The organism is Streptomyces sp. WAC04114, from assembly GCF_019733245.1.
Taxonomy (GTDB): Bacteria; Actinomycetota; Actinomycetes; order Streptomycetales; family Streptomycetaceae; genus Streptomyces; species Streptomyces massasporeus_A.
This window is the reverse complement of the sequence record NZ_JAIGQA010000037.1, coordinates 1-23,553: the sequence shown is the minus strand read 5'-3', so window position 1 is coordinate 23,553 and position 23,553 is coordinate 1. Positions and strand designations below refer to the sequence as shown.

General features: G+C 72.7%; 21 protein-coding genes and 1 pseudogene. 12 read left to right on the top strand and 10 right to left on the bottom strand.

From position 1 onward, the window contains the following. Positions 1 to 28 precede the first annotated feature (28 nt). Genes K4G64_RS13150 through K4G64_RS13130 form a run of 5 tightly spaced genes read left to right on the top strand, consistent with a single transcriptional unit; the run spans position 29 to position 4,263 of the window. Positions 29 to 1,372, top strand: coding sequence for an L-fuconate dehydratase (locus tag K4G64_RS13150; protein WP_221756216.1), 1,344 nt, complete (start codon positions 29 to 31; stop codon positions 1,370 to 1,372). Further along, positions 1,369 to 2,124 (top strand): SDR family NAD(P)-dependent oxidoreductase, encoded by a 756-nt coding sequence (locus K4G64_RS13145; RefSeq protein WP_221756215.1) that lies wholly within the window; start codon positions 1,369 to 1,371, stop codon positions 2,122 to 2,124. The genes K4G64_RS13150 and K4G64_RS13145 overlap by 4 nt, the downstream gene beginning before the upstream one ends. Further along, the gene (locus tag K4G64_RS13140; protein ID WP_221756214.1) at positions 2,121 to 3,119 is read left to right on the top strand and encodes an aldo/keto reductase; all 999 of its coding nucleotides are present in this window, start codon (positions 2,121 to 2,123) and stop codon (positions 3,117 to 3,119) included. Before K4G64_RS13145 ends, K4G64_RS13140 begins: the two co-directional genes overlap by 4 nt. Beyond that, on the top strand, positions 3,116 to 3,433 hold the full coding sequence (locus tag K4G64_RS13135) for an L-rhamnose mutarotase (RefSeq protein ID WP_221756213.1): 318 nt from the start codon (positions 3,116 to 3,118) through the stop codon (positions 3,431 to 3,433). Before K4G64_RS13140 ends, K4G64_RS13135 begins: the two co-directional genes overlap by 4 nt. Then, positions 3,430 to 4,263 (top strand): amidohydrolase, encoded by an 834-nt coding sequence (locus tag K4G64_RS13130; protein ID WP_221756212.1) that lies wholly within the window; start codon positions 3,430 to 3,432, stop codon positions 4,261 to 4,263. The genes K4G64_RS13135 and K4G64_RS13130 overlap by 4 nt, the downstream gene beginning before the upstream one ends. Before the next feature lie 87 nt (positions 4,264 to 4,350). On the opposite strand, the gene K4G64_RS13125 is transcribed toward K4G64_RS13130, so the two are convergent. Next, the gene (locus K4G64_RS13125; protein WP_221756211.1) at positions 4,351 to 5,772 is read right to left on the bottom strand and encodes a lipase maturation factor family protein; all 1,422 of its coding nucleotides are present in this window, start codon (positions 5,770 to 5,772) and stop codon (positions 4,351 to 4,353) included. Between the two features lie 143 nt (positions 5,773 to 5,915). On the opposite strand from K4G64_RS13125, the gene K4G64_RS13120 reads away from it, so the two are divergent. The 3 genes from K4G64_RS13120 to K4G64_RS13110 all read left to right on the top strand — a co-directional run bounded on the left by K4G64_RS13120 (position 5,916) and on the right by K4G64_RS13110 (position 10,091). Continuing rightward, a complete protein-coding gene (locus tag K4G64_RS13120; RefSeq protein WP_221756210.1) occupies positions 5,916 to 7,040 on the top strand; it encodes a DUF6777 domain-containing protein in 1,125 nt (374 codons plus the stop codon). Positions 7,041 to 7,117: 77 nt separating this feature from the next. Then, positions 7,118 to 9,205, top strand: coding sequence for a SpoIIE family protein phosphatase (locus K4G64_RS13115; protein ID WP_221756209.1), 2,088 nt, complete (start codon positions 7,118 to 7,120; stop codon positions 9,203 to 9,205). Between the two features lie 22 nt (positions 9,206 to 9,227). Beyond that, entirely contained in the window at positions 9,228 to 10,091 is an 864-nt protein-coding gene (locus K4G64_RS13110) for an Fpg/Nei family DNA glycosylase (protein ID WP_221756208.1), read from the top strand. 12 nt (positions 10,092 to 10,103) lie between these two features. On the opposite strand, the gene K4G64_RS13105 is transcribed toward K4G64_RS13110, so the two are convergent. The 4 genes from K4G64_RS13105 to K4G64_RS13090 form a co-directional block, all read right to left on the bottom strand. Further along, positions 10,104 to 11,285, bottom strand: coding sequence for a PP2C family protein-serine/threonine phosphatase (locus K4G64_RS13105; RefSeq protein WP_221756206.1), 1,182 nt, complete (start codon positions 11,283 to 11,285; stop codon positions 10,104 to 10,106). A gap of 109 nt (positions 11,286 to 11,394) precedes the next feature. Next, on the bottom strand, positions 11,395 to 12,048 hold the full coding sequence (locus tag K4G64_RS13100; RefSeq protein ID WP_221756205.1) for a zf-HC2 domain-containing protein: 654 nt from the start codon (positions 12,046 to 12,048) through the stop codon (positions 11,395 to 11,397). 151 nt (positions 12,049 to 12,199) lie between these two features. Beyond that, complete coding sequence (locus K4G64_RS13095) at positions 12,200 to 12,712, bottom strand: hypothetical protein (protein ID WP_221756204.1); 513 nt, start codon at positions 12,710 to 12,712, stop codon at positions 12,200 to 12,202. 153 nt (positions 12,713 to 12,865) lie between these two features. Continuing rightward, complete coding sequence (locus K4G64_RS13090) at positions 12,866 to 13,411, bottom strand: sigma-70 family RNA polymerase sigma factor (protein WP_142156833.1); 546 nt, start codon at positions 13,409 to 13,411, stop codon at positions 12,866 to 12,868. Positions 13,412 to 13,633: 222 nt separating this feature from the next. Here K4G64_RS13090 and K4G64_RS13085 point away from each other — a divergent pair, with 222 nt between their 5' ends. After that, positions 13,634 to 14,788 carry a CapA family protein gene (locus K4G64_RS13085; RefSeq protein WP_221756203.1) on the top strand — a complete coding sequence of 385 codons (1,155 nt, stop codon included), beginning with the start codon at positions 13,634 to 13,636 and terminating at the stop codon, positions 14,786 to 14,788. On the opposite strand, the pseudogene K4G64_RS13080 reads toward K4G64_RS13085, so the two are convergent. Next, positions 14,778 to 15,005, bottom strand: a pseudogene (locus K4G64_RS13080) (amino acid permease); the annotation flags it as partial. The gene K4G64_RS13085 and the pseudogene K4G64_RS13080 sit on opposite strands and share 11 nt — an antisense overlap. Positions 15,006 to 15,074: 69 nt before the next feature. Beyond that, complete coding sequence (locus K4G64_RS13075; RefSeq protein WP_221756202.1) at positions 15,075 to 15,536, bottom strand: universal stress protein; 462 nt, start codon at positions 15,534 to 15,536, stop codon at positions 15,075 to 15,077. Between the two features lie 155 nt (positions 15,537 to 15,691). Here K4G64_RS13075 and lysX point away from each other — a divergent pair, with 155 nt between their 5' ends. Then, positions 15,692 to 18,982, top strand: coding sequence for a bifunctional lysylphosphatidylglycerol synthetase/lysine--tRNA ligase LysX (gene lysX, locus K4G64_RS13070; protein ID WP_221756201.1), 3,291 nt, complete (start codon positions 15,692 to 15,694; stop codon positions 18,980 to 18,982). 89 nt (positions 18,983 to 19,071) lie between these two features. Beyond that, positions 19,072 to 19,914, top strand: coding sequence for a polysaccharide deacetylase family protein (locus K4G64_RS13065; protein WP_221756200.1), 843 nt, complete (start codon positions 19,072 to 19,074; stop codon positions 19,912 to 19,914). A gap of 40 nt (positions 19,915 to 19,954) precedes the next feature. Here K4G64_RS13065 and K4G64_RS13060 read toward each other — a convergent pair whose 3' ends face one another. After that, positions 19,955 to 20,623 (bottom strand): class F sortase, encoded by a 669-nt coding sequence (locus K4G64_RS13060; protein WP_221756199.1) that lies wholly within the window; start codon positions 20,621 to 20,623, stop codon positions 19,955 to 19,957. Positions 20,624 to 20,974: 351 nt separating this feature from the next. On the opposite strand from K4G64_RS13060, the gene K4G64_RS13055 reads away from it, so the two are divergent. Further along, positions 20,975 to 21,496, top strand: a complete 522-nt coding sequence (locus K4G64_RS13055) for a hypothetical protein (protein ID WP_221756198.1) — start codon at positions 20,975 to 20,977, stop codon at positions 21,494 to 21,496. 352 nt (positions 21,497 to 21,848) lie between these two features. Here the strand turns inward: K4G64_RS13055 and K4G64_RS13050 are convergent, their stop codons facing one another. Both K4G64_RS13050 and K4G64_RS13045 read right to left on the bottom strand, forming a co-directional pair. After that, positions 21,849 to 22,376, bottom strand: coding sequence for a hypothetical protein (locus K4G64_RS13050; protein ID WP_221756197.1), 528 nt, complete (start codon positions 22,374 to 22,376; stop codon positions 21,849 to 21,851). Between the two features lie 224 nt (positions 22,377 to 22,600). Further along, complete coding sequence (locus tag K4G64_RS13045; protein ID WP_221756238.1) at positions 22,601 to 23,335, bottom strand: DUF4239 domain-containing protein; 735 nt, start codon at positions 23,333 to 23,335, stop codon at positions 22,601 to 22,603. Between the last annotated feature and the right edge of the window lie 218 nt (positions 23,336 to 23,553).

Sequence of the window (23,553 nt, the reverse complement as noted above, 5' to 3'; positions counted from 1 at the left end):
TTCCTGCACCCGAACCGAAAGGCACTCCGTGTCCCCGACGCCCGCCCGCATCACCGCGGTCGACACCCACGACATCCGCTTCCCCACCTCGCGCGAGCTCGACGGCTCCGACGCGATGAACCCGGACCCCGACTACTCGGCGGCCTACGTCGTCCTGCGCACGGACGCCGCCGACGGGCACGAGGGGCACGGATTCGCCTTCACCATCGGGCGGGGCAACGAGGTGCAGGTCGCCGCGATCGAGGCACTGAGCGGGCACCTCATCGGCCGGGACCTGGACGCGCTGTGCGCCGACCCCTCCACCCTGAACCGCGACCTGATCGGCGACAGCCAGCTGCGCTGGCTCGGACCCGAGAAGGGCGTGATGCACATGGCGATCGGCGCCGTCGTCAACGCCGTGTGGGACCTGGCCGCCAAGCGCGCCGGCCTGCCGCTGTGGCGGCTGCTCGCCGAGGCCGAACCCGAATGGATCGTGCGCCAGGTCGACTTCCGCTACCTCACCGACGCCCTCACCCCCGAGGAGGCCGTGACCCTCCTGCGCCGGGGCCGGCCGGGCGCCGCGCAGCGCACGGCCCGCCTGCTGGAGTCCGGCTACCCCGCCTACACCACGTCGCCCGGCTGGCTCGGCTACGACGACGAGAAACTCACCCGGCTCGCGGCCGAGGCCGTCGCCGACGGCTTCCGGCAGATCAAGCTCAAGGTCGGCGCCGACCTCGACGACGACATCCGCCGCTGCCGCGTGGCCCGTTCGGTCATCGGCCCCGACGTGCGCATGGCCGTCGACGCCAATCAGCGCTGGGACGTCGACGAGGCGATCCGCTGGACCAAGGCGCTCGCCGAGTTCGATCCGTACTGGATCGAGGAACCCACCAGCCCCGACGACATCCTCGGGCACGCGGCGATCCGCCGGGCCGTCGCCCCCGTGAAGGTCGCCACCGGCGAACACGTGCAGAACCGGATCGTCTTCAAGCAGCTCCTTCAGGCCGGAGCGCTCGACGTCGTCCAGATCGACGCGGCCCGCGTCGGCGGCGTCCCCGAGAACCTCGCGATTCTGCTGCTCGCGGCCAAGTACGGCGTGCCGGTCTGCCCGCACGCGGGCGGCGTCGGCCTGTGCGAACTCGTCCAGCACCTGTCGATGTTCGACTACGTGGCACTCTCCGGCACCACCGAGGACCGCGTCATCGAGTACGTCGACCATCTGCACGACCACTTCCTCGACCCGGTGGTGATCCGCGAGGGTCGGTACACGGCACCCACCGCGCCGGGCTTCTCGGCGGCCATGCGGCCCGAGTCACTGGCGCGGTACACCTACCCGGGCGGCGCGTTCTGGGCCGCCGACCTCGACGACACGAAGAGGGAGCAGGCTGAATGAGCGACTTCGAGGGCCTGACAGCCCTGGTGACGGGCGGCGCCTCCGGCATCGGCCGGGCCACCGCCGAGCTCCTCGCCGCGCGGGGCGCCCAGGTCGCCGTCCTCGACCTGGACCCGTCACCGGTCGACGAGCCGCTGCTCGCCCACCGCGCGGACGTCACCGACGACGCGTCCGTGCGCCAGGCCGTCGCCGCCGTCGTCGCCGACCTCGGAGGACTCGACGTGCTGGTCAACAACGCGGGCATCGGCGCCCAGGGCACCGTCGAGGACAACCCCGACGACGAGTGGCACCGCGTCTACGACGTCAACGTGCTCGGCATGGTCCGCACCGCCCGCGCCTGCCTGCCCCACCTGAGGGCCTCGACGCACGCCGCGATCGTCAACACCTGCTCCATCGCCGCCACCGCCGGCCTGCCGCAGCGCGCCCTGTACAGCGCCACCAAGGGCGCGGTGTACTCCCTGACCCTCGCCATGGCCGCCGACCACGTCCGGGAGGGCATCCGCGTCAACTGCGTCAACCCGGGCACGGTCGACACCCCGTGGGTCGGCCGCCTCCTCGACGCCGCACCCGACCCGGCCGCCGAACGATCCGCCCTGGAGGCCCGCCAGCCCACCGGCCGCCTGGTCTCCCCGGCCGAGGTCGCGGGCGCCATCGCCTACCTGGCGAGCCCCCTGTCCGGCGCCACCACCGGCACCGCGCTCGCCGTCGACGGCGGCATGCAGGGCCTGCGACCGCGCCCGGTGACCCGGTGAACCGGCTCGGCCGCAGCCGCGTCGAGGTCAGCGCCCTGTCCTTCGGCGCCGCCGCCATCGGCAACCTGTACACCGAGGTCGGCGAGGCCGAGGCGCACGACGCCGTCGAGGCCGCCTGGCAGCGGGGCATCCGCTACTTCGACACCGCACCGCACTACGGCCTCGGACTCTCCGAACGCCGCCTCGGCGCCGCCCTGCGCGACCACCCCCACGACCGGTACACCGTCTCCACCAAGGTCGGCCGCCGCCTGGAACCCTGGGACGGTGGCGGCAGCGACCTGGCAGGCGGTTTCGCCGTGCCCGCGACCCACCGCCGGGTGTGGGACTTCAGCGCCGACGGCATCCGCCGCACCCTGGACTCCAGCCTGGAACGCCTCGGCCTCGACCGCGTCGACGTCGTCTACCTCCACGACCCCGACGAGCACGCCGAACAGGCCTTCCGCGAGGGATATCCGGCGCTGGAGAGGCTCCGCTCCGAGGGCGTGGTCGGCGCGATCGGCGCCGGCATGAACCAGGCGGGGATGCTCACCCGCTTCGTCCGCGACACCGACGTCGACGTGGTCCTCTGCGCCGGCCGCTACACCCTGCTCGACCAGAGCGCCCTCACCGACCTGCTGCCCGCGGCCCAGGAGCGCGGCACGTCCGTCGTCATCGGCGGCGCCTTCAACTCCGGCCTGCTGGCCAACCCCGGACCAGGCGCCACGTACAACTACACCGCCGCCCCCTCCGAGCTGGTCGAGCGAGCCCTGCGCCTGAAATCCGTCGCCGACCGGCACGGCACCACGCTGCGCGCCGCCGCCCTGGCCTTCTGCGCCGCCCACCCGGCCGTCGCCAGCGTCCTCGTCGGTGCCCGCTCGGCCCACGAAGTGCGCGACTGCGCCCACCAGTTCGCCGCCCGGGTGCCCGCCGGGTTCTGGCAGGACCTGCGGGCGACGGGCCTGCTGCCCGCCGACGCCCCCGTCCCCGCCGAGGAGCCGACGAAGGAGCCGTCGTGAGAGTCGCCCTGCACACCAAGGTCCGTGCCGACCGCGTCGCGGAGTACGAGGCCGCCCACCGCGAGGTCCCCGAGGAACTCACCGACGCCATCCGCGCCGCGGGCGCCAGCTCCTGGACGATCTGGCGCAGCCGCACGGATCTCTTCCACGTCCTGGAGTGCGAGGACTACGCCCGGCTCCTCGCCGAACTGGAGAAGCTGCCGGTCAACGTCGCCTGGCAGGCCCGCATGGCCGAACTGCTGGACGTCGTGCACGACTACTCGGGCGAGGGTGCCGACGCCGGTCTGCCCGTCGTCTGGGAGCTGCCGGCGTGACGGTGGTCGACGCCCACCACCATGTGTGGGACCTGTCCGTACGGGACCAGGACTGGATCACCGGCCCCGAACTCGCCCCGCTCCGGCGCGACTTCACCATGAAGGACCTCGCATCCGAGGCGAGGGCCGCCGGAGTGGCCCGCACGGTCCTCGTCCAGACCGTCACCGTGCCCGAGGAGACCCCGGAGTTCCTGGCCCTGGCCGCCGAGCACGACCTGATCGCGGGAGTCGTCGGCTGGACCGACCTCACCCGCCCCGACGTCGACGACGAGCTCGGCCGCCTGCGCGCCCTCCCCGGTGGCCGGTACCTCAAGGGAATCCGCCACCAGGTCCAGGGCGAACCCGACCCCGAGTGGCTGCTGCGCCCGGACGTGCACCGCGGACTGGCGGCCGTCGCCGACGCCGGGCTGGTCTACGACCTGGTGGTGCTCCCGCACCAACTGCCCGCCTGCGTCCGGGCCGCCGCCGCCCTGCCCGGCCTCACCTTCGTCCTCGACCACCTGGGCAAGCCGCCCATCGCCGCCGGCGCCCTCGAACCCTGGGCGAGCAGCCTGCGCGCCCTGGCCGCGCTGCCCAACACGGTCGCCAAACTGTCCGGCCTGGTCACCGAGGCCGACCTCGCCTCCTGGACCGTCGAGGACCTGCGCCCGTACGCCGACGTGGCCCTGGAGGCCTTCGGGCCCGCCCGGCTGATGTACGGCTCGGACTGGCCGGTGTCCACCCTGGGCGCGGCGTACGGAGACACCCTGGACCTCACCCGCCGGCTGACCGCCCCGCACGACCACCCGCAGATCCTCGAGACCACCGCGACCCGCGTCTACAGCCTCTGAAACCGGCCCCGCCACCCACGTCCACGGCTTCTGAACCGACCCCGCCACCCACGTCCACGGCTTCTGAACCGACCCCGCCACCCACGTCTACGGCTTCTGAACCGACCCCGCCAGCCGCGTCGGCGGCAGGAAGTCCCGCACATACGTCCGCTCCCAGCACGCGCCCGTCTCCCGCAGCTCGCGCCATGTCGTGTAGCGGTAGCGGAACAGGCGGGCGCGCACGAACCGAGGGGGCTCGTCCGGCGGGAACGGGGAGCGGCGCAGCAGCTTCAGGGTGGCCCGGTCGTTCTCCAGCAGCCGCTCCACCAGCGTCCCGAACCAGGGATCCGCGTAGGCGGGGGAGAGGGCCGCGAACCACATCAGCCAGTCCAGCCGCAGATGGTAGGGCGCGAACTGGCGCGGCCAGCGCCGCGGATCGCCCGGCTTGCCCCTGAACTCGTACTCCAGCCAGCCCGATTCCTTGTGCGGCACGTCGTCCGCGGTGCCCTCCACCACCACCTCGTACCGCACCCGGCTCACGCTGCCGAACGCCCCGTAGGTGTTGACCAGGTGGAGCGGGTCGAAGGATCGGTTCATGACCTGGCGGCGGGAGAGCATGTTGCGCACCGGCCGGTAGCTGAGGCCCAGGAGCGAAACGGCCACCGTGAGCACCACCACGACGTACCAGAGCGGGGCATCGGCCGTGTCCGGCGGATCGGCCGGGAACCGCACCGCGGAAAGCGCCAGCACGATCGTGATCCAGTTCAGCCAGGCGAAGTTGCCCGACAGCACCAGCCACACCTGGGTGACGATCATCAGCGACGCGGCGCCCGTCGCGACGGGCTGCGGGGTGAACAGCAGGAACGGCACCACGAGCTGGGTGACGTGGTTCGCGGCCACCTCGACGCGGTGCAGGGGCTTCGGCAGGTGATGGAAGAACCAGCTCAGCGGGCCCGGCATCGGCTGGGTCTCGTGATGGAAGTCCAGGCAGGTGAGCTCGCGCCAGCAGGCGTCCCCGCGCATCTTGATCAGCCCCGCGCCGAACTCCACGCGGAACAGGATCCACCGCAGCAGGAACAGCACGACGACCGGCGGCGCCACCTCGTCGTTGCCGAGGAAGACGGCGAGGAACCCGACCTCCAGCAGCAGCGATTCCCAGCCGAACGAGTACCAGGTCTGCCCGACGTTGACGATCGACAGGTACAGCGCCCACGGCACCAGCCACAGCAGCATGCCGCCCCACAACGGCAGCAATGAGTCGAGCCCCGCCAGCAGCGCCGCCGACACCGCACAGCCCGCCCAGGCGCAGAGCGCGAAGAAGCGGTCCGAGTAGTGCCACTGGAACAGGCTCGGCGCCCGCTTGAACGGCACCCGCTCCACGAACCGCGGCACCGGCAGCAGGCCCCGCCGCCCGATCAGCGCGCGGAACTGGAGCACCGCCGTCAGGAACGCCACCAGATAGACGGCGGCAAGGGCCCGCTGGAAGACAAGCCGGGTCAGCCAGTAGTCGGACGCGCCGAACCAGTCCACGGTGTGCGGTCCTCCTCCCCGTGCGGCGCCCTGCCCGGGCGTCACATTCCGTGTGCCGCCGCTCCGGTTGCGTGACACAAGTGACCGAAGCAAACAATAGTGACGAACGGTCCCGAACGGGCCGAGGTGAGCGGGAGGACGAGGTGCGGACACCCACCGGGGCCGTCGTCCTGGCCTGTGTGCTCTCGGCGGTGCTCCTCCTCCCGGGCTGCGCCGGCCACGCCACCCGGCACCCCGGCACCGCCCGCCCCGGCGACGACGCGGGCGCCGGTGGAGAACTGCTCCTCCTGCCCGCCGCGGCTCCGGGGCCCGACCCCTTCACGGACTCCACGGCCCTCACGGCGGCTACCCCGTCCCCGGCCACGCGAACGCCACCTCGCACCGACCGCGCCTCCATCGCCGGCGGACCACGCGTCGTCTCCGGCGGCACGCCCGGCCTGTACGGCGGCACCGAGGCGACCGGCAGCTGTGACATCGGCCGGCAGGTCGGCCACCTCGTCCGCGATCCCGCCAGGGGCCGCGCCTTCGCCGAGGTCGTGGGCATCTCCCCGGCGGAGCTCCCCGACCATGTGCGCGCGCTGACCCCGGTCGTGCTGCGCGCCGACACCCGCGTCACCGGCCACGGCTTCCGGGCCGGGCGGATCACCCGCTACCAGTCCGTCCTCCAGGCCGGCACCGCCGTCCTCGTCGACGACCGGGGCCTGCCGCGCGTCCGGTGCGCCTGCGGCAACCCGCTCGGGCCACCGGCCGAGTCGCGCGGCACCCCGGTCACCAGAGGCACGCCCTGGCCCGGCTACCGGCCCGGCCGGGTGATCGCCGTGACCCCGGCCCCGCGGGCCGTCACCGGCTTCACGATCATCGACGTCACCACCCGGACCTGGATCGAACGCCGCACCGGCCACGACGTACGCCACGACCGGGCCCTGCCGCCCCCCGCCGCCCGGGTGACAGAACCCCCGGACCCGTCACGGCCGCAGACCCACGTCCCGCCGGAAACGGAGCCGGAGTCCGACCCGGTCGGCGCATCCCCCCGGGACACCCCGGCCGAGGCGAGTCTCCCGGACCCGCAACCGCCCCTGCCGCCGTCCGGCGAGAGCGCCCCGCTTCCCGACCCGCCGGCCGATCCGGAGGACCCCGCGGAAGCCGACGAGGTCGGCCCCGAGGCCGTCCCCGACCACCCCGATCCGCCCGACGGGGCCGGGCTCATCCCCGACGACCGGACCGCCGAACGCATCCCCGCCAGCCCCACAGGCGTCTTCAGGAACTGAGGGCCGATCCGGCGTCGCGGCTCGTAGACTCAGCACATCCGGTCGAAGAATCGGACGAATCCTGGCAAGGTGGGCCCATGGCTGATCGGGGAGCGAGCGCCCTGTCCCTTCCGGACGACTGGCCCGCCCACCCGGACCCGATTCTCGTGCTCAACCGGATGGGCAGCTTCGACTGGGATCTGGACACCGGCCGGATGCAGATGGACGCCCAGGCCCACGAAGTCTTCGACGTGCGCCCCGACGAGTACGACGACCACCCCGAGACCCTCGCCAAGCGGGTCCCGCCCGACGAGTCACGGCGCCTGGACACCGCGGTCTCCCAGGCCCTGAAGGACGGCAGCGAGAACTACGGCGCCTACTTCCGCATCCGCCGCCGCGACGGCTCCCTGCGCTGGACCCACACCCAGGGCTACATCCGGCGCGACGACACCGGACGGCCCCGCCGCATCATCGGCATCATCCGGGACGCCACCCGGGAACTCGGCGAGAGCGACGCCCGCCTCGACCAGGCCGCCCGCGACGAGGCCCGCCGCGAGCAGACCAGCGTCGTCGAACTGACCACGGCCGCCCTCGCCCACGCCCGCACCGTCCAGGACGTCATCGACGTCCTCAAGGACACCCACGGCCTCGTCCACCTGGGCGCCACCAGCCTCGTCATGGGCCTGGTCGAGGCCGGCCACATCCGCCTGGTCGCCGAGGGCCCCGCGGACAGCTTCGTACCCGGCACCCGCGTCACCCGGATCGACGAGCCCTACCCGATGAGCGAGGCCGTACGGACCCTCGGCCCGGTCTTCATCGAGTCACCGCAGGAGTTCGCCGAGCGCTACCCGCTCCTGTGGCCGCACATCACCGACCTCGACATCACCTCGGCCGCCTATCTGCCGCTCATCGTCCAGGCCCGGCCGATCGGCGTGATGGGCCTGCTCTACAGCGACCGGTACGGCTTCACGTCCGAGGAGCGCAACATCCTCGTCGCCCTCGGCAGCAGCATCGCGCAGAGCCTGCAGCGCGCCATGTTCTACGAGCAGGAGATGGACCTCGCGCAGGGCCTCCAGCAGGCCATGCTGCCCCGGACCATCCCGAGCGTGCCCGGCGCCGACGTCGCCGTCCGCTACCGCGCCGCCACCATCGGCGGCTCCTTCGGGCGGGACATCGGCGGCGACTGGTACGACCTGATCCCGCTGCCCGGCGGCCGGGTCGGCGCCGTCATCGGCGACGTCCAGGGCCACGACACCCACGCGGCCGCCGTCATGGGCCAGTTGCGCATCGTGCTGCGCGCCTATGCCGCCGAAGGGCACCCCCCGGCCACCGTCATGGCCCGCGCCTCCGTCTTCCTGCACGAACTCGACACCGACCGCTCCGCGACCTGCCTCTACGCGGAGGCCGACCTGTCCACGGGCGTGCTCCAGATGGTCCGGGCCGGCCACATCGATCCAATGGTGCGCCACACCGACGGCTCCTGCCGCCGCGTCACCGTCCCCGGCGGGCTGCCGCTCGGCCTGTCCGCCGAGTTCGGCCGCCTCGAATACCCCGTGGGCACCATAGAGCTCGACCCCGGAGAGACCCTGCTGCTGTGCACCGACGGTCTGGTGGAGCAGCCCGGCGCCGACCTCGACGACGGCATGCGCACCCTGGGCGGGCTCGTCTCCACCGGCCCCGACGACGTACGGGACCTCGCCGAGCTGCTGATCGACGTGGCCGCCGAGCGCGGCGGGGACGACGACGTGGCGCTGCTCCTGCTGCGCCGGCGCGGCCCCGAGAACCCGCAGTCCGGCCGCCGGCTCCAGCGGCACGTGGCCCCCGGCGACCCCGGGGCCCTTACCGAGGCCCGGCACATGATCCGCACCGCGGTCGCCGGCTGGGGTGCGGGCGAGCGCGCCGACGAGATCGAACTGGTCGCCGACGAGCTGATCACCAACGCCCTGATGCACACCGAGGGGGCCGCCGTCGTCACCCTGCGGGCCTTCAACGGCTCCGAGCGCCGGCTGCGCGTCGAGGTGGAGGACTCCTCCAGCGCACTGCCGCGCCGCCGTGAGGCGGGCGAGTCGGGCGTCTCCGGGCGGGGCCTGCTCCTGGTCGAGCTGCTCACCGACGTGTGGGGCGTGGAGGCCCGGGGCGGCGGCAAGGCCGTGTGGTGCGAGTTCGTGGTGCCCGACTCCGGCTGACCCGGCGTGGCACTCTGGACTCATGCCGGAACTCCCCGAGGTCGAGGCGCTCAAGGACTTCCTGACCGAGCACCTCGTCGGCCACGAGATCGTACGGGTGCTGCCCGTCGCGATCAGCGTCCTGAAGACCTACGAACCGCCCCTGTCCGCGCTGGAGGGCCGGGAGGTCACCGCCGTGCACCGGTACGGCAAGTTCCTCGACCTGAGGACCGCGGACGGTCCGCACCTCGTGACGCACCTGGCGCGCGCGGGCTGGCTGCACTGGAAGGACCGCCTGCCCGACGGGCCGCCCCGCCCCGGCAAGGGCCCCCTCGCGCTGCGCGTGGCGCTGGAGACCGGTGCCGGGTTCGACCTCACCGAGGCCGGCACCCAAAAGCGCCTCGCGGTGTATGTCGTGGCCGACCCGCAGGAGGTCCCGGGCCTGGCACGGCTCGGTCCGGACCCGCTCGCCGACGACTTCGACGAGCGGCGCCTGGCGGAGCTCCTGGCCGGCGAACGGCGGCAGCTCAAAGGCGCGTTGCGGGACCAGAGCCTCATCGCGGGGGTGGGCAACGCCTACAGCGACGAGATCCTGCACGCGGCGAAGATGTCGCCCTTCAAACTGGCCGCGTCGCTGAGCGAGGAGGAGACCGGGCGGCTGTACGCGGCGCTGCGCGACACGCTCACCGAAGCGGTCGAACGCTCCCGGGGTGTGGCGGCCGGGCGGCTGAAGGCCGAGAAGAAGAGCGGACTGCGCGTCCACGGCCGCACCGGCGAGCCCTGTCCGGTGTGCGGCGACACCATCCGCGAGGTGTCCTTCGCCGACTCCTCGCTCCAGTACTGCCCGACCTGCCAGACGGGTGGCAAGCCGCTCGCGGACCGCAGGATGTCCCGTCTGCTGAAGTGACCCCGGCCCGGGTCATCGGGCCGGCGGTGACCACTCGAACATCAGGATGGTCGCGTCGTCCCGCAGCCGGCTGGTGGGCGAGTCGAGGATGGCGTGGATGAGCCGCCGCAGCGTCTCGGGCGCCAATTCGCCCGCGGCCGTCGCCCCGATGATGTAGTCGGCGAACTGTTCGAGCCCGAACTCCGCGCCGTCGACGGCCCTGGCCTCGGTCACCCCGTCGGTGTACATCAGCACCCGGTCGCCGGGCTTCAGCGCGATCTCGTGCGTCTCCCGCCTCCCCCCGGTCAGCAGGGACGGCATCCCCATCGGTGGCTCCGCCTCGCGCCGCATGGCGTCGACCAGCGGCCGCCGGTCACGGATGAGCAGGGGGGTGGGGTGCCCGCAGTTGACCCACCGCAGCATCCCCGACGCCAGGTCCAGCTGGGCCAGGACACCCGTGCAGAACTGGTCCGGAAGCCACTGCGACAGCGCCTCGTCGACGCTCTCCACGAGCTCCGGCAGGTCCGCCCCGGTCCGCCGGGCGTTGCGGCACGCGGCCAGCGACACCGCCGTGGTCAGCCCGGACGCCAGGTTGTGCCCCATGGCGTCGAGGACCGCGACGTGCAGCGTCGTCTCCGTCAGGGAGTGGTCGAAGGCGTCGCCGCCGAGCTCGTAGGCGGGCTCCAGCACGGCCGTCGACACGACGTGCGAAGTGCCGATGGTGCGGGGCGGCAGGAAGGCCCGCAGCATCTCGGCGGGCAGCCGCATCGGCCGGGAGCGCAGGCGCCGTACGAAGGAGTCCTGGTAGCCCCGCGCGGACGTGATCATCATGGCGAGCAGTTTGGCCAGGGCCCGGCCGCGCAGCAGCACGGCCGGGGTCAGTGAGGGGCAGTTCACCGCGATGACGCCGAGGCGCTCGGCGCCGTCCACGAGCGGGATCCAGGCCGTCATGCCGCCGGCCTCGGACTCCTCCACGCGCAGCGACTGGGTGCGGTAGGTCCAGCCCGCCAGCGAGCCGTCGATGAGCAGGGAGGAGGTCACGTCGGTGAGCGGCACCAGCCGGCGCTGCTGGATGTCGGCGAGGTACACCACGGAGTTCTGGATGCCGAGGGCCCTGGTGCAGCGGGCCGCCGCCGTGGGCAGGTCGAGTGCGGCGTTCTCCGGATCGGCGAGGAACTCCTCCAGGTGACCGTCCCCGGTCTCAGCCCTCGTCACCTCGTCTCCCCTCACCGGACCGCGGGCACCCGGCGGTCTCCCGGGTGCGTCGTCCAGCAGTCTCACACCGGGGCGCGGGCGGCGCCCGGTGACGGGGGCGGACGGATGGTCAGCTCGGCTGGAGTCTCCACAGGACCTCGCCGGACGCCGAGCGGATCTCGTAGCGGGCGATGTCCTCCGCGTGCATGGAGGAGCTGGCCATCATCGTGTGGGGGTGGTCGTCGTGACCGGGCCCCTGCCAGCTGGTCGCCGTCTCCTCGGTGCCGTTGTGTCCGACGATCACCAGGTGGCAGGGGCGCGGACCCGACGCGTCCTTCACCTTGAGCTCGACCTGGCTGCCCGAGGCCCCGTCCTCGGTGGTGACCTGTGCCCACACGCCCGTGCGGGCGTCGGTCGCCGCCACCGTCCGGGACTCCTCGGCGCTGCCCTCGGCCATCATCGCGATGCCGGGAACCGACGCCGCGAAAACCACCGAGGCCGCCAGGGCGAACAGCAGACGCCTGCGTCCGGTCCGGCGCCGGGTCGCCACCTCGGCCAGCAGCCCGTCCAGCATGCGCGGACCGGGCTGCGCCATCGGGTGCACGAACCGTGGCGTCGCCCGCCGGTACAGCATCAACTGCCGTGTGGTGGCGCCGAATTCCGTCACCTCTGCAGCGCACCGAGGGCACTCCATGAGGTGGTCCTCGAAGCGGAATGCCTCCGCCTCGTCCAGCACGCCGAGCGCGTAGGCCGCGACGTCGTGATGCCTTTCCAGGGACCTCATGCCGAATCCTCGTGCCGTTGGGTGTGGGTGGGGTTACTCCTTGCTCCCACCGGTACGGACCAGGCGGCGGAATCACTCAAGCCGGTGACACAATCGCAACCAAAGGATTCGGAGCCCTCCGGCCCCCGGATTGGTCCGGGACCGCAGAAATCTAAAAAAGATGGATCGCGAGGTGCCCCAGCGGCAGTCCGAGCTGCCAGGCGGGCGTCCAGACCTTCGGCCCGTCGTCCTCCCCGACCACCGGAGCGCCCCCCGGCACCGCGTTCAGATCGGGCGCGAGCAGCTCCGTCTCCTGCAGCCAGCGCCAGGCCTCCTCGGCGAGAGACAGGTCCGGGTCGGGCCGCCCCGACCGCGCGGCGCCCACGGCGAGCTCGGCCAGCCGCTCGCGCACCCACTCCTGCCACGGCTGGTCGTACGCCGTCAGCGACAGCCACGTCTCCAGCTGGGTGACGACCCGGATGCCGGACAGCTCCCCGTCGGTGTCGGACAGGAAGATGGTGAGCGCCAGGGCATCGCGCCCGGCGCGGAACTCGAAGGACGTCGGCGGCATCAGATCGCCGGTCCGCAGCAGTTCGTCGGCGATGTACTCGGCGTACAACCACGCCATGGGGACGGTCAGTTCGCCGTCGGCGCCGTCCGTGTTCCCCTGTTCTCTGCCCAGCATCCCTTCCTGCCTTCCTCCGGTACGTGCGCGTCGCCCGACACCGGGCTCCGGGGGACGCTGAAGGCCCCCTCCGGAACACGGATGAGAACAGCCGATTACTCAACCGGGGTCATCGGCAAGGCGCTTTACGGAGGCTTGACCCACCCGTTGGTTTCACCGCAGGTCGGCGGCGTATCCCGGTAGCACCCTGCGCAGGGCGCGCAGCGCGTAGTACGCGCGGGACTTCACGGTACCGGGCGGGATGCCGAGGGCCGCCGCGGCTTCCGCCACACTCGCCCCCTGGAAGTACACGAGCACCAGGACTTCACGGTGCTGCGGAGTGAGTGTCTTCACAGCCTCGCGGACGTCGAGCATCGCCGCGGCCCGCTCGGCGTGGTCGGAGATGACCCGCGCGTTCTCCAGCACCGCGTCGCCGACCTCGGCCGGACGCGCCTGACGGGCCCGCCGGGCGTCGATCGCCAGGCGCCGTGCGACGGTCATCAGCCAGGGCCGCACGGAGTCGAAGTCGTCGGCGCGCAGGGCCTCGGGATGCTGCCAGGCGCGCACCAGCGTCTCCTGGGCCAGGTCCTCCGCGCGCTGCCGGTCGCCGTCGCAGAGCCGCAGCAGCAGCGCGAAGAGGGGCCGGCCGTGCTCCCGCTGCAGTGCGGCGAGCTCGTGCTCGGCGGTCGTTCCGTTCGTGAGAGTGGATCCGGCCGTCATGGCCGTATGCCACCGCAGGGCACGGCCCGGGCACAGGGCACGTACCCGGCTGTGCGGCGGACGGTCGATCGCGTCGACGAACGGTTCGACGAACGGTCAGGGCGCCCGGCCATGTGGGTGCCGGTGTGGCTGATGAGCGTGTCGGAGCCGCGTGGGGCGCCACGTGCCTCCTTTCCTAATCGTGCGTAAATACGACCACAACGCCCACAGTGGGGTGAATGCATGCTCGCACGCAGTCGACAGATCGCCCTGGCCCTGACCGTCGTCCTCGCCGCAGGCGCCGCCTGCCAGGCCCGCGGACACGACAAGCCCGGTCCCGGACGTCCGGCACCGAACGCCGCCGGGTCCCGCGGCTTCACACTGGTCGCATCCGGTGACGTCCTCCCGCACCAATCGATCATCGACCGGGCCCGCTTCGACGCCGGCGGCACCGGCTACGACTTCCGGCCGATGCTCGCCGGGATCCGCTCCGTCGTCTCCCGCGCCGACATCGCCCTGTGCCACATGGAGACCGTCTACGGCGCGGACGGCGCCTACACCGGCTACCCCACCTTCAAATCCCCGCCCGAGGTGGCCCGGGCCCTCGCCGTCACCGGCTACGACGGCTGCTCCACCGCCTCCAACCACACCCTCGACGACGGCGCCGACGGCATCCGCCGCACCCTCGACGCCCTCGACCGCGCCGGCGTCCGGCACGCCGGCTCGGCACGCACCGAGGAGGAGGCACGCACGGCGACCGTCCTCGGACCGGGACCTGCCAAGGTCGCCCACCTCGCCTACACCTACGACACCAACGGCCTCCCCTTCCCCGAGGGGCAGCCCTGGGCCGTCAACCTCATCGACGAGGCCAGGATCGTCGAGGACGCCCGGGCCGCGCGCCGGGCGGGCGCCGACGTGGTCGTGGTCTCCCTGCACTGGGGCACCGAGTGGCAGGACGCCCCCGACGACCGGCAGCTGACCCTGGCCCGTGGCCTCACCGCCGCGCGTACCGGGAACCGCCCCGACATCGACCTGATCCTCGGCACCCACGCCCACGTCCCGCAGGCCTACGAGAAGGTCAACGGCACCTGGGTCGTCTACGGCATGGGCGACCAGATCGCCGGCGAGATGACCAACCACGAGGGCGCCAAGGACCCCCGCGGCAACCAGTCCACCCTCGGCCGCTTCACCTTCGCCCCGCCGGCACGGCCGGGGGAGCGCTGGAAGGTGACGAAGGCGGAGTTCGTCCCGCAACTGTTCGACGTCGACGCCGGCCGGGTGGTGAACCTCAACCGGGCGCTCGCCCAGGGCGCCGACGTCCGGGCCGTCCGCGACCGCATCCGCGACATCGTGCTCAGCCGCGGCGCGGCCGGGGACGGACTGGTGATGGGGGAATAGGCGTGCGGAACGTGCGCGGCAGGTCCGGCTGCCGGTAGCGCAGCACGACGACCGCCGCGCACACCACCACGAACGCCGGCAGGATGCCGATGTCGGTCGGCTCGGCCGCCTCGCCGATCGGCAGGAACCCGGCGACGGCGGCCGACGCCACCCCGGCGACACAGGTGACCCCCCTCGGCACGTGCCGCGTCGGGTGGGTCTTCGCGAACTGAGGCGGATCATGACGGCCCCTCCGTCCCCCGGGCGGAAGGGGCCGCGCGGCGATCGGGCGGGGCCCCGCGTCGCCCTACGGCACCACCGTCACCGGCCAGCGCCCCGCCTTCACCAGGCGGACCGCCACCGACCCGACGATCCGGTGGCCCGCCTGCTCCGAGGCGCCCACGACCACCGCGTCGGCCTTCAGCTCGTCGGCCGCCGTCACCAGGCCGTTGTACGGGTCTCCGCGGAAGGTGTGGAACTCCCAGCGGACCTCGAATATCCCCTTGAGCCGCTCGGCCGACTCCCGGATCTGCGCCACCAGGTCCTCGGCGATCTCGTCCGTCGTCCCGGCCACCGGCATCCCCAGCGCGGCGCCCGCCGCCAGCACCGGCTGCACGTACACCACGGCGAGCAGCGCGCGCTGCCGCCGGGCGAGGCCGGCGGCATAGGCCGCGGCCCGCAGGGAGGAATCGGAGCCGTCCACCCCGACCACGATCACCTTCGGACCGTCCGTGCCCCGCTCGAACCGATGGGAGTGCTGTTCCGTCACGCCGCGAGGCTATCGGAACCCCCCGGTCCGGCCGCCGGGCGGGAGGCCGAAGTCAGCGCACCCCGGTTGCCGACGGGATGCCCGGGCCTGCTGGGCCCCGCGGGGCGGGAGCGCTCGACGGGCGAGGAGGCGCGGGTGTTCCTAGAGTCGAAAGCATGAGCGTCATCGCGGACACCGGGACGGCCGAGGACACCTCAGGACCGATACGGCCGCCCCACCGGGCGCACGGCTTCCTGAGCCGGGTACCGCAGGGCTTCGCCATCTTCTTCGGGGCTCTCGGACTGCTCTGCGCCCTGCTGGCGCTGATCCCGCCGCTGCGCACCGGGCTGCGCCCCCTCGTCCGCTTCCTGGACCTGCTGCTCGTCCCGGTCAGCGCCAACCTGGCCTACGCGGTCTTCTTGTTCCTGCTCGCCGCGGCGACCGGTGCCCGCAAGAAGATCGCCTGGTGGCTGGTCGTCGTCTACCTGGGGCTGCTGGTCCTCACCGACATCCTCGGCATGGCCGCCGGCGAGTTCGCCGAGTCCGTCCCCTCCTTCGTGGTGTGCGGCCTCGCCCTGATCCTGCTGATCTACGCCCGCAAGGAGTTCTACGCCGCCTCCCGCCGCGCCGCCGTACGCCGCGCCCTGGCCGTCCTGGTGGCCGGTTTGGTCGTCGCGATCCTGGTCGGCTGGGCCCTGGTCGAGGCGTTCCCCGGCACGCTGCCGAGCGGCGAGCGCCTGGCCTGGGCCGCGAACCGGGTCTGCGGCGGCCTGGTGCCCGCGGACTCCTTCGACGGCCGCCCGCCGCACGCCCTGTACTTCCTGCTCGGCCTGTTCGGCGCGCTCGCCCTGCTGAACGCCGCCGCCACCCTCTTCCGCTCCCAGCGCCTCGAAGCGGCCCTGCACGACGACGAGGAGGCCCGCATCCGCGCCCTCCTCGGCCGCTACGGCGACCAGGACTCCCTCGGCTACTTCGCCACCCGCCGCGACAAGGCCGCCGTCTTCTCACCCAGCGGCAAGGCCGCCGTCACCTACCGCGTCGAGGCCGGGGTGTGCCTGGCCAGCGGCGACCCGGTGGGCGACCGGGAGGCCTGGCCGCACGCGATCGCCGCCTGGCAGGACGTGGCCCGCCGCTACGCCTGGGTCCCGGCCGTGATGGGCGCCTCCGAGGAGGGCGCCCGGGCCTTCGTCCGCGCCGGGCTCGGCGCGCTCCAGCTGGGCGACGAGGCCATCCTGCACGTCCTCGACTTCGACCTCGACGGCCGCGACATGCGCGTCACCCGCCAGGCCGTCAACCGGGTCCGCCGCATCGGCGTCACCTGCCGCGTCCGCCGCCACTCCACCCTCGACGAGGACGAGATGCGCCGGCTCGTCGAGCGCGCCGACGCCTGGCGCGACACCGAGACCGAGCGTGGTTTCTCCATGGCCCTGGACCGCCTCGGCGACCCGGCCGACGGCGACTGCCTCCTCGCCGAGGCCCTCGACCAGGACGGCCGGCTCCTCGCCATCCAGTCCTTCGTGCCCTGGGGCAAGGACGGCGTCTCCCTGGACCTGATGCGCCGTGACCGCACCGCCCCCAACGGCGTCATGGAGTTCATGGTCGCCGAACTGTGCGCCGTGGCACCGAAACTCGGCGTGCGCAAGGTCTCGCTGAACTTCGCCGTGTTCCGCTCCGTGTTCGAGGAGGGCGCCCGCATCGGCGCCGGACCGGTGCTCCGCCTCTGGCGCCGCCTGCTGCTGTTCTTCTCGAAGTGGTGGCAACTGGAGGCCCTGTACCGCTCCAACGCCAAGTACCACCCCGAGTGGTACCCCCGCTTCCTCTGCTACGCGGAGGCCGCTTCCCTCGCCCGGGTGGGACTCGCCTCCGGCATCGCCGAGGGCTTCGTCTCCGTACCGTCGATGCGCAAGTTGTGGGGCAAGGGAAAGGGGCACCCGAAGGGCGGGCAGCGCCCCGCCACCACGGCGGGGCTGCCGTCGTTGGCGGCGCTCGGCCTCGCCGGAGGGGACGGGACCGAGCCCGCCGACCCCCTCTCCGGCCTGTCCGACCAGGTCCGCGTCCGGCACCGCAAGCTCGAGCGGCTGCGCGCCGAGGGCACCGACCCCTACCCGGTGGGCACCCCGGCCCGCACCCACACCCTCGCCGAGGTCCGGCCGGGCGAGCAGGTCACCGTCGCCGGCCGGATCATGCTGGTCCGCGACTTCGGCGGCATCGTCTTCGCCGTCCTGCGCGACTGGTCCGGCGACCACCAACTCGCCCTCACCCGCGACCGCTCCGGCCCCGCCCTGGACCGGTTCACCGCCGACACCGACATCGGCGACCACATCACCGTCACCGGTGAGGCGGGCGTCAGCGACAAGGGCGAGCCGACCGTGTTCGTCACCTCCTGGCAGCTCACCGGCAAGTGCCTGCGCCCGCTGCCGGACAAGCGCCGGGGCCTGGCCGACCCGGAGGCCAAGGTCCGCATGCGCTACCTCGACCTGGCCGCCAGCCCCGCCGCCCGCGACGTGGTCCGGGCCCGTTCCACCGCCGTCCAGGCCGTGCGTCAGGGCCTGCTGGAACGCGGCTACCTGGAGGTCGAGACGCCGGTGCTCCAGCAGATCCACGGAGGCGCCAACGCCCGGCCCTTCACCACCCACATCAACGCCTACGACCTCGACCTCTACTTGCGCATCGCCCCCGAGCTGTACCTCAAGCGGTTGTGCGTGGGCGGGATGGAGAAGGTCTTCGAGATGGGCCGCACCTTCCGCAACGAGGGCACGGACTACAAGCACAACCCCGAGTTCACCATCCTGGAGGCCTACCAGGCGTACGCCGACTACGACGTGATGCTCGACCTCGTCCGCGAGCTGATCCAGGGCGCCGCCACCGCCGCCTTCGGCAAGCCCGTCGCCCACAAGGACGGCGAGGAGCACGACATCTCCGGGCAGTGGCCCGTCAAGACCGTCTACGGCGCCGTCAGCGAGGCCCTCGGCGAGGAGATCCACCCCGGCACCGAACTGCCCGAGCTGCTGCGGCTCTGCGACCGCGTCGGCGTGCCGTACACCGCCGACGACGGCCACGGCGACGTCGTCCTGGAGATGTACGAGCGGCTCGTCGAGGAGAAGACCCAGCTGCCCACCTTCTACAAGGACTTCCCGACCGACGTCTCCCCGCTCACCCGGCAGCACCGCACCGACCCGCGCCTGGCCGAACGCTGGGACCTCGTCGCGTTCGGCACCGAACTGGGCACCGCCTACTCGGAGCTCACCGACCCCGTCGAGCAGCGGCGCCGCCTCACCGCCCAGTCCCTGCTGGCCGCCGGGGGCGATCCGGAGGCGATGGAGCTCGACGAGGACTTCCTCGACGCCCTCGAGTACGCCATGCCGCCCACCGGCGGCCTCGGCATCGGCGTCGACCGCCTGGTCATGTTCCTCACCGGACTGACCATCCGGGAGACGCTGCCCTTCCCCCTGGTGCGCCGCCGCTGACCCGCTTGCGTGAGCCGAGCGGGTGAATGTGTGCCGCCACACCGGTGTTGCTCGCGAGCGTCGGCCTCCGGCCGGGCGACTGATGAGTCATGAAGAAGGATCAGTTGCTCACCCGGCTGCTCACCCGGCGCCGGGCGTTGATCGCGGGCGCCGGCGCCGTGGGAGCGGCCGCGACAGCCGGAGTGATCACGACTGTCACCGGGGACGGACCCGCCACCTCCGCCCCGGCCGCGGGACCCCAGGCCCGGCCCGTCAAGCCCTCCGCGTACCGGCTGCAACCGGTGACCGGCTACGGCCCGCCGCGCGCCGTGCCCCGCCGGACCCTGGTACGCAGCGAGGCGCCGCTGAAGGTGTCCGGCCGTGGCCGCACCATGGTGCTGACCTTCGACGACGGCCCCGATCCCCGCTTCACCCCGGACATCCTCGACACCCTGGCCGAGTACGACGTGCGCGCGATGTTCTTCGTGTGCGGCGAGATGGTCGCCGGCGGCAGGAAGCTGCTGGCCCGGATGGCCGACGAGGGCCATGTCGTCGGAAACCACACCTGGTCCCACCCGTTGCTGACCCGTCTCACCCGCCGCCAGATCCGCTCCGAGATGGAACGCACCAGCGACGTCGTCGAGGACGCCTGCGGGGAGCGCCCCGAGTGGTTCCGCGCGCCCTACGGCGCCTGGAACCGCGCCGCCTTCCAACTCGGCGCCGAACTCGGGATGGAACCGCTCGGCTGGACGCTCGACACCCTCGACTGGACCACCCCGGGAGTCCGGTCCATCGCGAACCGGGTCGAACGCGGAGCCGCCCCCGGCGTCGTGGTGCTCTCGCACGACGCCGGGGGCGACCGCTCGCAGAGCGTGCGGGCCCTGCGGCGCTACCTGCCCGAACTGCTGGACTCCGGCTACCACGTCACCGTGCCCCGGCGGCACTACGCGTGAAGGACGCCCTCGGGCCTTTCGCCCGCCCGGCCGGGAGCGCTCAGCGCACCTCGACCAGGCGGGCGAAGGCGACGACGTTCCCCGCGTAGCCCTCCTGCTTGGAGAACCCCCCGCCGCAGGTGATGACCCGCAGTTCCGCCGCGCCCTTGGACGCGTAGACGCGGTCACCGGGGAAGTTGCTCTTGTCGAACACCTCGACGCCGTAGATCTCGAACATCGCGGTCTTTCCGTCCTGCCGGGCCACCTCGACGCGGTTGCCCTGCTTCAGGGCCCCGAGTCCGTAGAACACGGCGGGGCCCTGCTGGTTGTCGACATGGCCGACGACGACCGCGGTGCCCTTCTCGCCGGGGGTGACGGCACCGGTGAACCAGCCGGCCAGGTTGGGGTCCTCCGGCGGCGGTGCGCCGACCCAGCCGTCCACGTCCAGGCCCACGGGGATCATCGGCGCGTCGACCTGGATCGCCGGGATCCGGACCCGGTCCGGAAGGGCGTAGGGCAAGGGCCGTACGGTCCCGGCGAAGGTGCCCCCGGCCACCCGGTTGTCCGCGGCGGCCGCCGTCGCCGGCTGCGGCGGACCCTCGTCGAACTCCCCCGAACCGTTCCGGATGAGGGCGAGGCCGGTCAGCAGGACCAGCGCTATCACGCCCCACGGGGCGCGCTTCCTCGGCCGGGCCTCCTCTTCCGCCTGGGCCAGCTCGGACGCAGACATTCGCCATCCCCTCTCGACATGGCCGTCGCCGTGTCAGTCGCGCATATCCGAACGCTAAGTGGCATGCGCGAAACCGGCGACGGGGCGGGGGCGAACGGGTGGCCCGGTGACGGAAGGTGCGGCTCGGGGACGAGGGGTGCGCCATCCGAGTTGCCGCCGCGAGGAAATTTCTGACGGTCCGTGACCTGCGGCGATGTCCGATTGTGCGGTTGACCGGCGCCGCCTTGTCTCACCAGGACGGACCATTCCCGAAATGCGGCTCGCGGCACGGCAACTGACTGTCTCTCTGGGAGGCGCTTTCTCGCCGATCGACCGGGGACGGGTCCCGGGGCGTCTTCCGCGGAGGTTCACATGCGTAACACTCGTGCCCTGGCGGTCGCCGGCGCGGCGGTCGCCGCCCTCGGCCTCTCGGCCCCCGCGGCCGTCGCGTGGGAGACACCCAGCAACATCACCGCCCTGCCCAGCGTGATCGCCCCCGGAGGCCAGCTCACCATCACGGTCGACGGCTGCCGGAGCGGCGGCACGGCGACGTCCAACGCCTTTTCGCCTACGCGGCTCTCGCCGGTCGGCGGCGGCGGCAAGGGCAACGAGGGCGACCGGGGCGGCGCCGGCAGCGGGACCGCACGGGGCACCGCCGTCATCAACAGCAACGCCCGTCCGGGGCCGTACGACATCACGGTCGACTGCGGTGGCAGGACGATGACCAAGCCGCAGGCCTTCACCGTCATCGGCGGTGTCCGCGGCGGTATCGGCGGCAGCACCACCACCGGCGCCACCCCGACCGACGTCGCCATCGGCGGCGGTCTCGTGGCCGCGGCCGTCGTCGGCGGCGGCGTGTTCTGGATGCGCCGCCGGGCCGAGCGGCGCATCTGACGCCTCGCTCCGCGCTCCTTCGACGAGTCACCGTCCCGCACGTGAACGCCCTTCGCCCCGGCTCCCCCCTTGAGGTCTTCGGGGGAGCCGGGGCGAAGGGCTGCGGCCATGGCGTTCATCAGCCCGCGTCGTCGGTGCTAGGTCGTGTCCGCAAAGTCCCGCCTGCCCCGCGACGCCTGGCACGCGCCCCCGAGCTCTCGACTCCGCTCGAGCAGGGGGTAGCCCCACTCGCCGCACCGGGCGAAGCCCCAAGTACTCCAGTACGAGGGGCTCCGCCTGGCGCGCCGAGAGCACACACCAGACGCCGCGGGGCCCGCCCTCCGGGCGGACGACGGGACTTCGCGGACACGACCTAGCCGGCGTCCTCGTCGGCGCGGCGGCGCGAGAAGTGGTAGGCGACGCCGAGGGATCCGGCGATCAGTGCGGCGCCGAGGCCGATCTCCTTGAGGTCGAACCCGGCGAGGGTGCCGCCCTCACCGGCGTGCACACCCTTGTGGGGGTGGTGCGTCGGGTGATGGGTGGGGTGGTGCGTCGGACGGCCGCCCGCGATCGTCAGGCGCGCGGTGCCGCTCGACTCGTCACACTCGAACTCCACGTCGTACACGGCGCCGGGCTCGGCGTCCCAGTCGACGACGGCCGTCGCCCAGGACTCCCCCCGCGGGATGGTGACCATGTCGAATACCTCTGAGTTGACCGCCGCCTCACCCCGACATGCCTTGTTGCGTTCCACGCGCAGGGTGACCTCACCGCCCGCCGCCACGGTGGAGGGCATGACGCTGAAGCCGAAGTCGGTCTGGATGGCCGCGTCCGCGGCGGGCACGCAGGAGGTGAGGGCGCCGGCGCCCAGCAGTACGGCCGAAGCGAGGCCTATCGCGCGCATGGTGAATCCTCCGGGTCCCCGAGGAGCAATCGCGGACCTGTTCCGCTCACGTCACAAATGCACCTCGATGCCCGAAACGCTAAGAAGACGAGCGTGATGGCGCGATCGCAGTAGCGCGAATGGGGCACAGGTGTGGGCCGCCCGGGGGAACGCCGCCCACGCGACCGGGGGACGGCGCGGTGTGTCGCGCGCCCCCCGGCCGGGATCCGTGCTGTGCGGCGCCGTCAGTCCCCGACGCCCGGGAAGAGGTTCAGGAACGGGTCCGCCGAGGCGGTCACGCCCCTGCTGTAGGGCGAGTCGAAGTCCCAGATCAGGAACAGCAGGAAGGCGATCAGCGCCGAGAACAGCCCGGCGAGGACCAGTTCGCGGGTCGTTCTGCGGATCTGCAGGGCGAAGATCATCCCGATGGTGACGACGGCCCCGGCGATCAGCCCGAACCACACCACCCCCGGCATGGTCTCCCCGGTCGACTCCGCCCGGGCGATCCGGGCCTGGTTCGCCGCGGTCACCTGGTCCAGCAACGGCTGGTAGGCCTGGGCCTCGAAGTCCGTCGCCGGCTCGTAGTCGGTGACGTCCTGGCGGATCCGCTCGAAGAGCTCGGCGCCGCGCGGGGTGACCTCGCCCTTGTCGGCCATCGTGTCCCACTCGGTGGTCACGACATGGCTGACATACGTCCGGATGTCGTCCCGGATGAGGTCGCGTTCCTCGGCCGGATACACCCGTACCCGCTCCGAGATCTCGTGCAGCGCGGTCGCCTCGGCCTGGACGTGGTCCTGAGCGGCGCTGCGCCCCTCCCAGACACCGGCGATCGCCAGGCCCAGGACGATGGCGTAGACCACGCCGATCCACATCGTCATGTACTCGATGACGTCCGGGGTCTCACTGGGGTCCTCGTCCTCGGGCGCCGCGCGGTGGCGTACGAAGGTGATGATGACCACCACGGCACAGGCGGCCAGCATCGCGAGGGTGAGAACAAGCCATTCCGGCAAGAGGTACCTCCAGGGCTTCTGGGATCAGCGCGCGCGCAGCGCGGCGACGGCCACCACCGCGGGCACCGTGACGAGCAGGACGAAGGTGAGCGGCGACAGCGCGCCGTCCGTTCTGTGGGGCCGCGGGGGCGCGGCGCGGTAGCGCGGGTAGTGCACGGGCGTCGCGGACGGCCGTGCACTACCCGCGC

Bases quoted from the DNA above. Each gene is read 5' to 3' on its own strand.
- lysX (WP_221756201.1), top strand. From the start codon at position 15,692: ATGAGCGTCATCGCGGACACCGGGACGGCCGAGGACACCTCAGGACCG.
- K4G64_RS13110 (WP_221756208.1), top strand. From the start codon at position 9,228: ATGCCGGAACTCCCCGAGGTCGAGGCGCTCAAGGACTTCCTGACCGAG.
- K4G64_RS13045 (WP_221756238.1), bottom strand. From the start codon at position 23,335: ATGCTGGCCGCCTGTGCCGTGGTGGTCATCATCACCTTCGTACGCCAC.
- K4G64_RS13060 (WP_221756199.1), bottom strand. From the start codon at position 20,623: ATGTCTGCGTCCGAGCTGGCCCAGGCGGAAGAGGAGGCCCGGCCGAGG.
- K4G64_RS13055 (WP_221756198.1), top strand. From the start codon at position 20,975: ATGCGTAACACTCGTGCCCTGGCGGTCGCCGGCGCGGCGGTCGCCGCC.
- K4G64_RS13050 (WP_221756197.1), bottom strand. From the start codon at position 22,376: ATGCGCGCGATAGGCCTCGCTTCGGCCGTACTGCTGGGCGCCGGCGCC.
- K4G64_RS13115 (WP_221756209.1), top strand. From the start codon at position 7,118: ATGGCTGATCGGGGAGCGAGCGCCCTGTCCCTTCCGGACGACTGGCCC.
- K4G64_RS13100 (WP_221756205.1), bottom strand. From the start codon at position 12,048: ATGAGGTCCCTGGAAAGGCATCACGACGTCGCGGCCTACGCGCTCGGC.
- K4G64_RS13090 (WP_142156833.1), bottom strand. From the start codon at position 13,411: ATGACGGCCGGATCCACTCTCACGAACGGAACGACCGCCGAGCACGAG.
- K4G64_RS13145 (WP_221756215.1), top strand. From the start codon at position 1,369: ATGAGCGACTTCGAGGGCCTGACAGCCCTGGTGACGGGCGGCGCCTCC.
- K4G64_RS13095 (WP_221756204.1), bottom strand. From the start codon at position 12,712: ATGCTGGGCAGAGAACAGGGGAACACGGACGGCGCCGACGGCGAACTG.
- K4G64_RS13065 (WP_221756200.1), top strand. From the start codon at position 19,072: ATGAAGAAGGATCAGTTGCTCACCCGGCTGCTCACCCGGCGCCGGGCG.
- K4G64_RS13085 (WP_221756203.1), top strand. From the start codon at position 13,634: ATGCTCGCACGCAGTCGACAGATCGCCCTGGCCCTGACCGTCGTCCTC.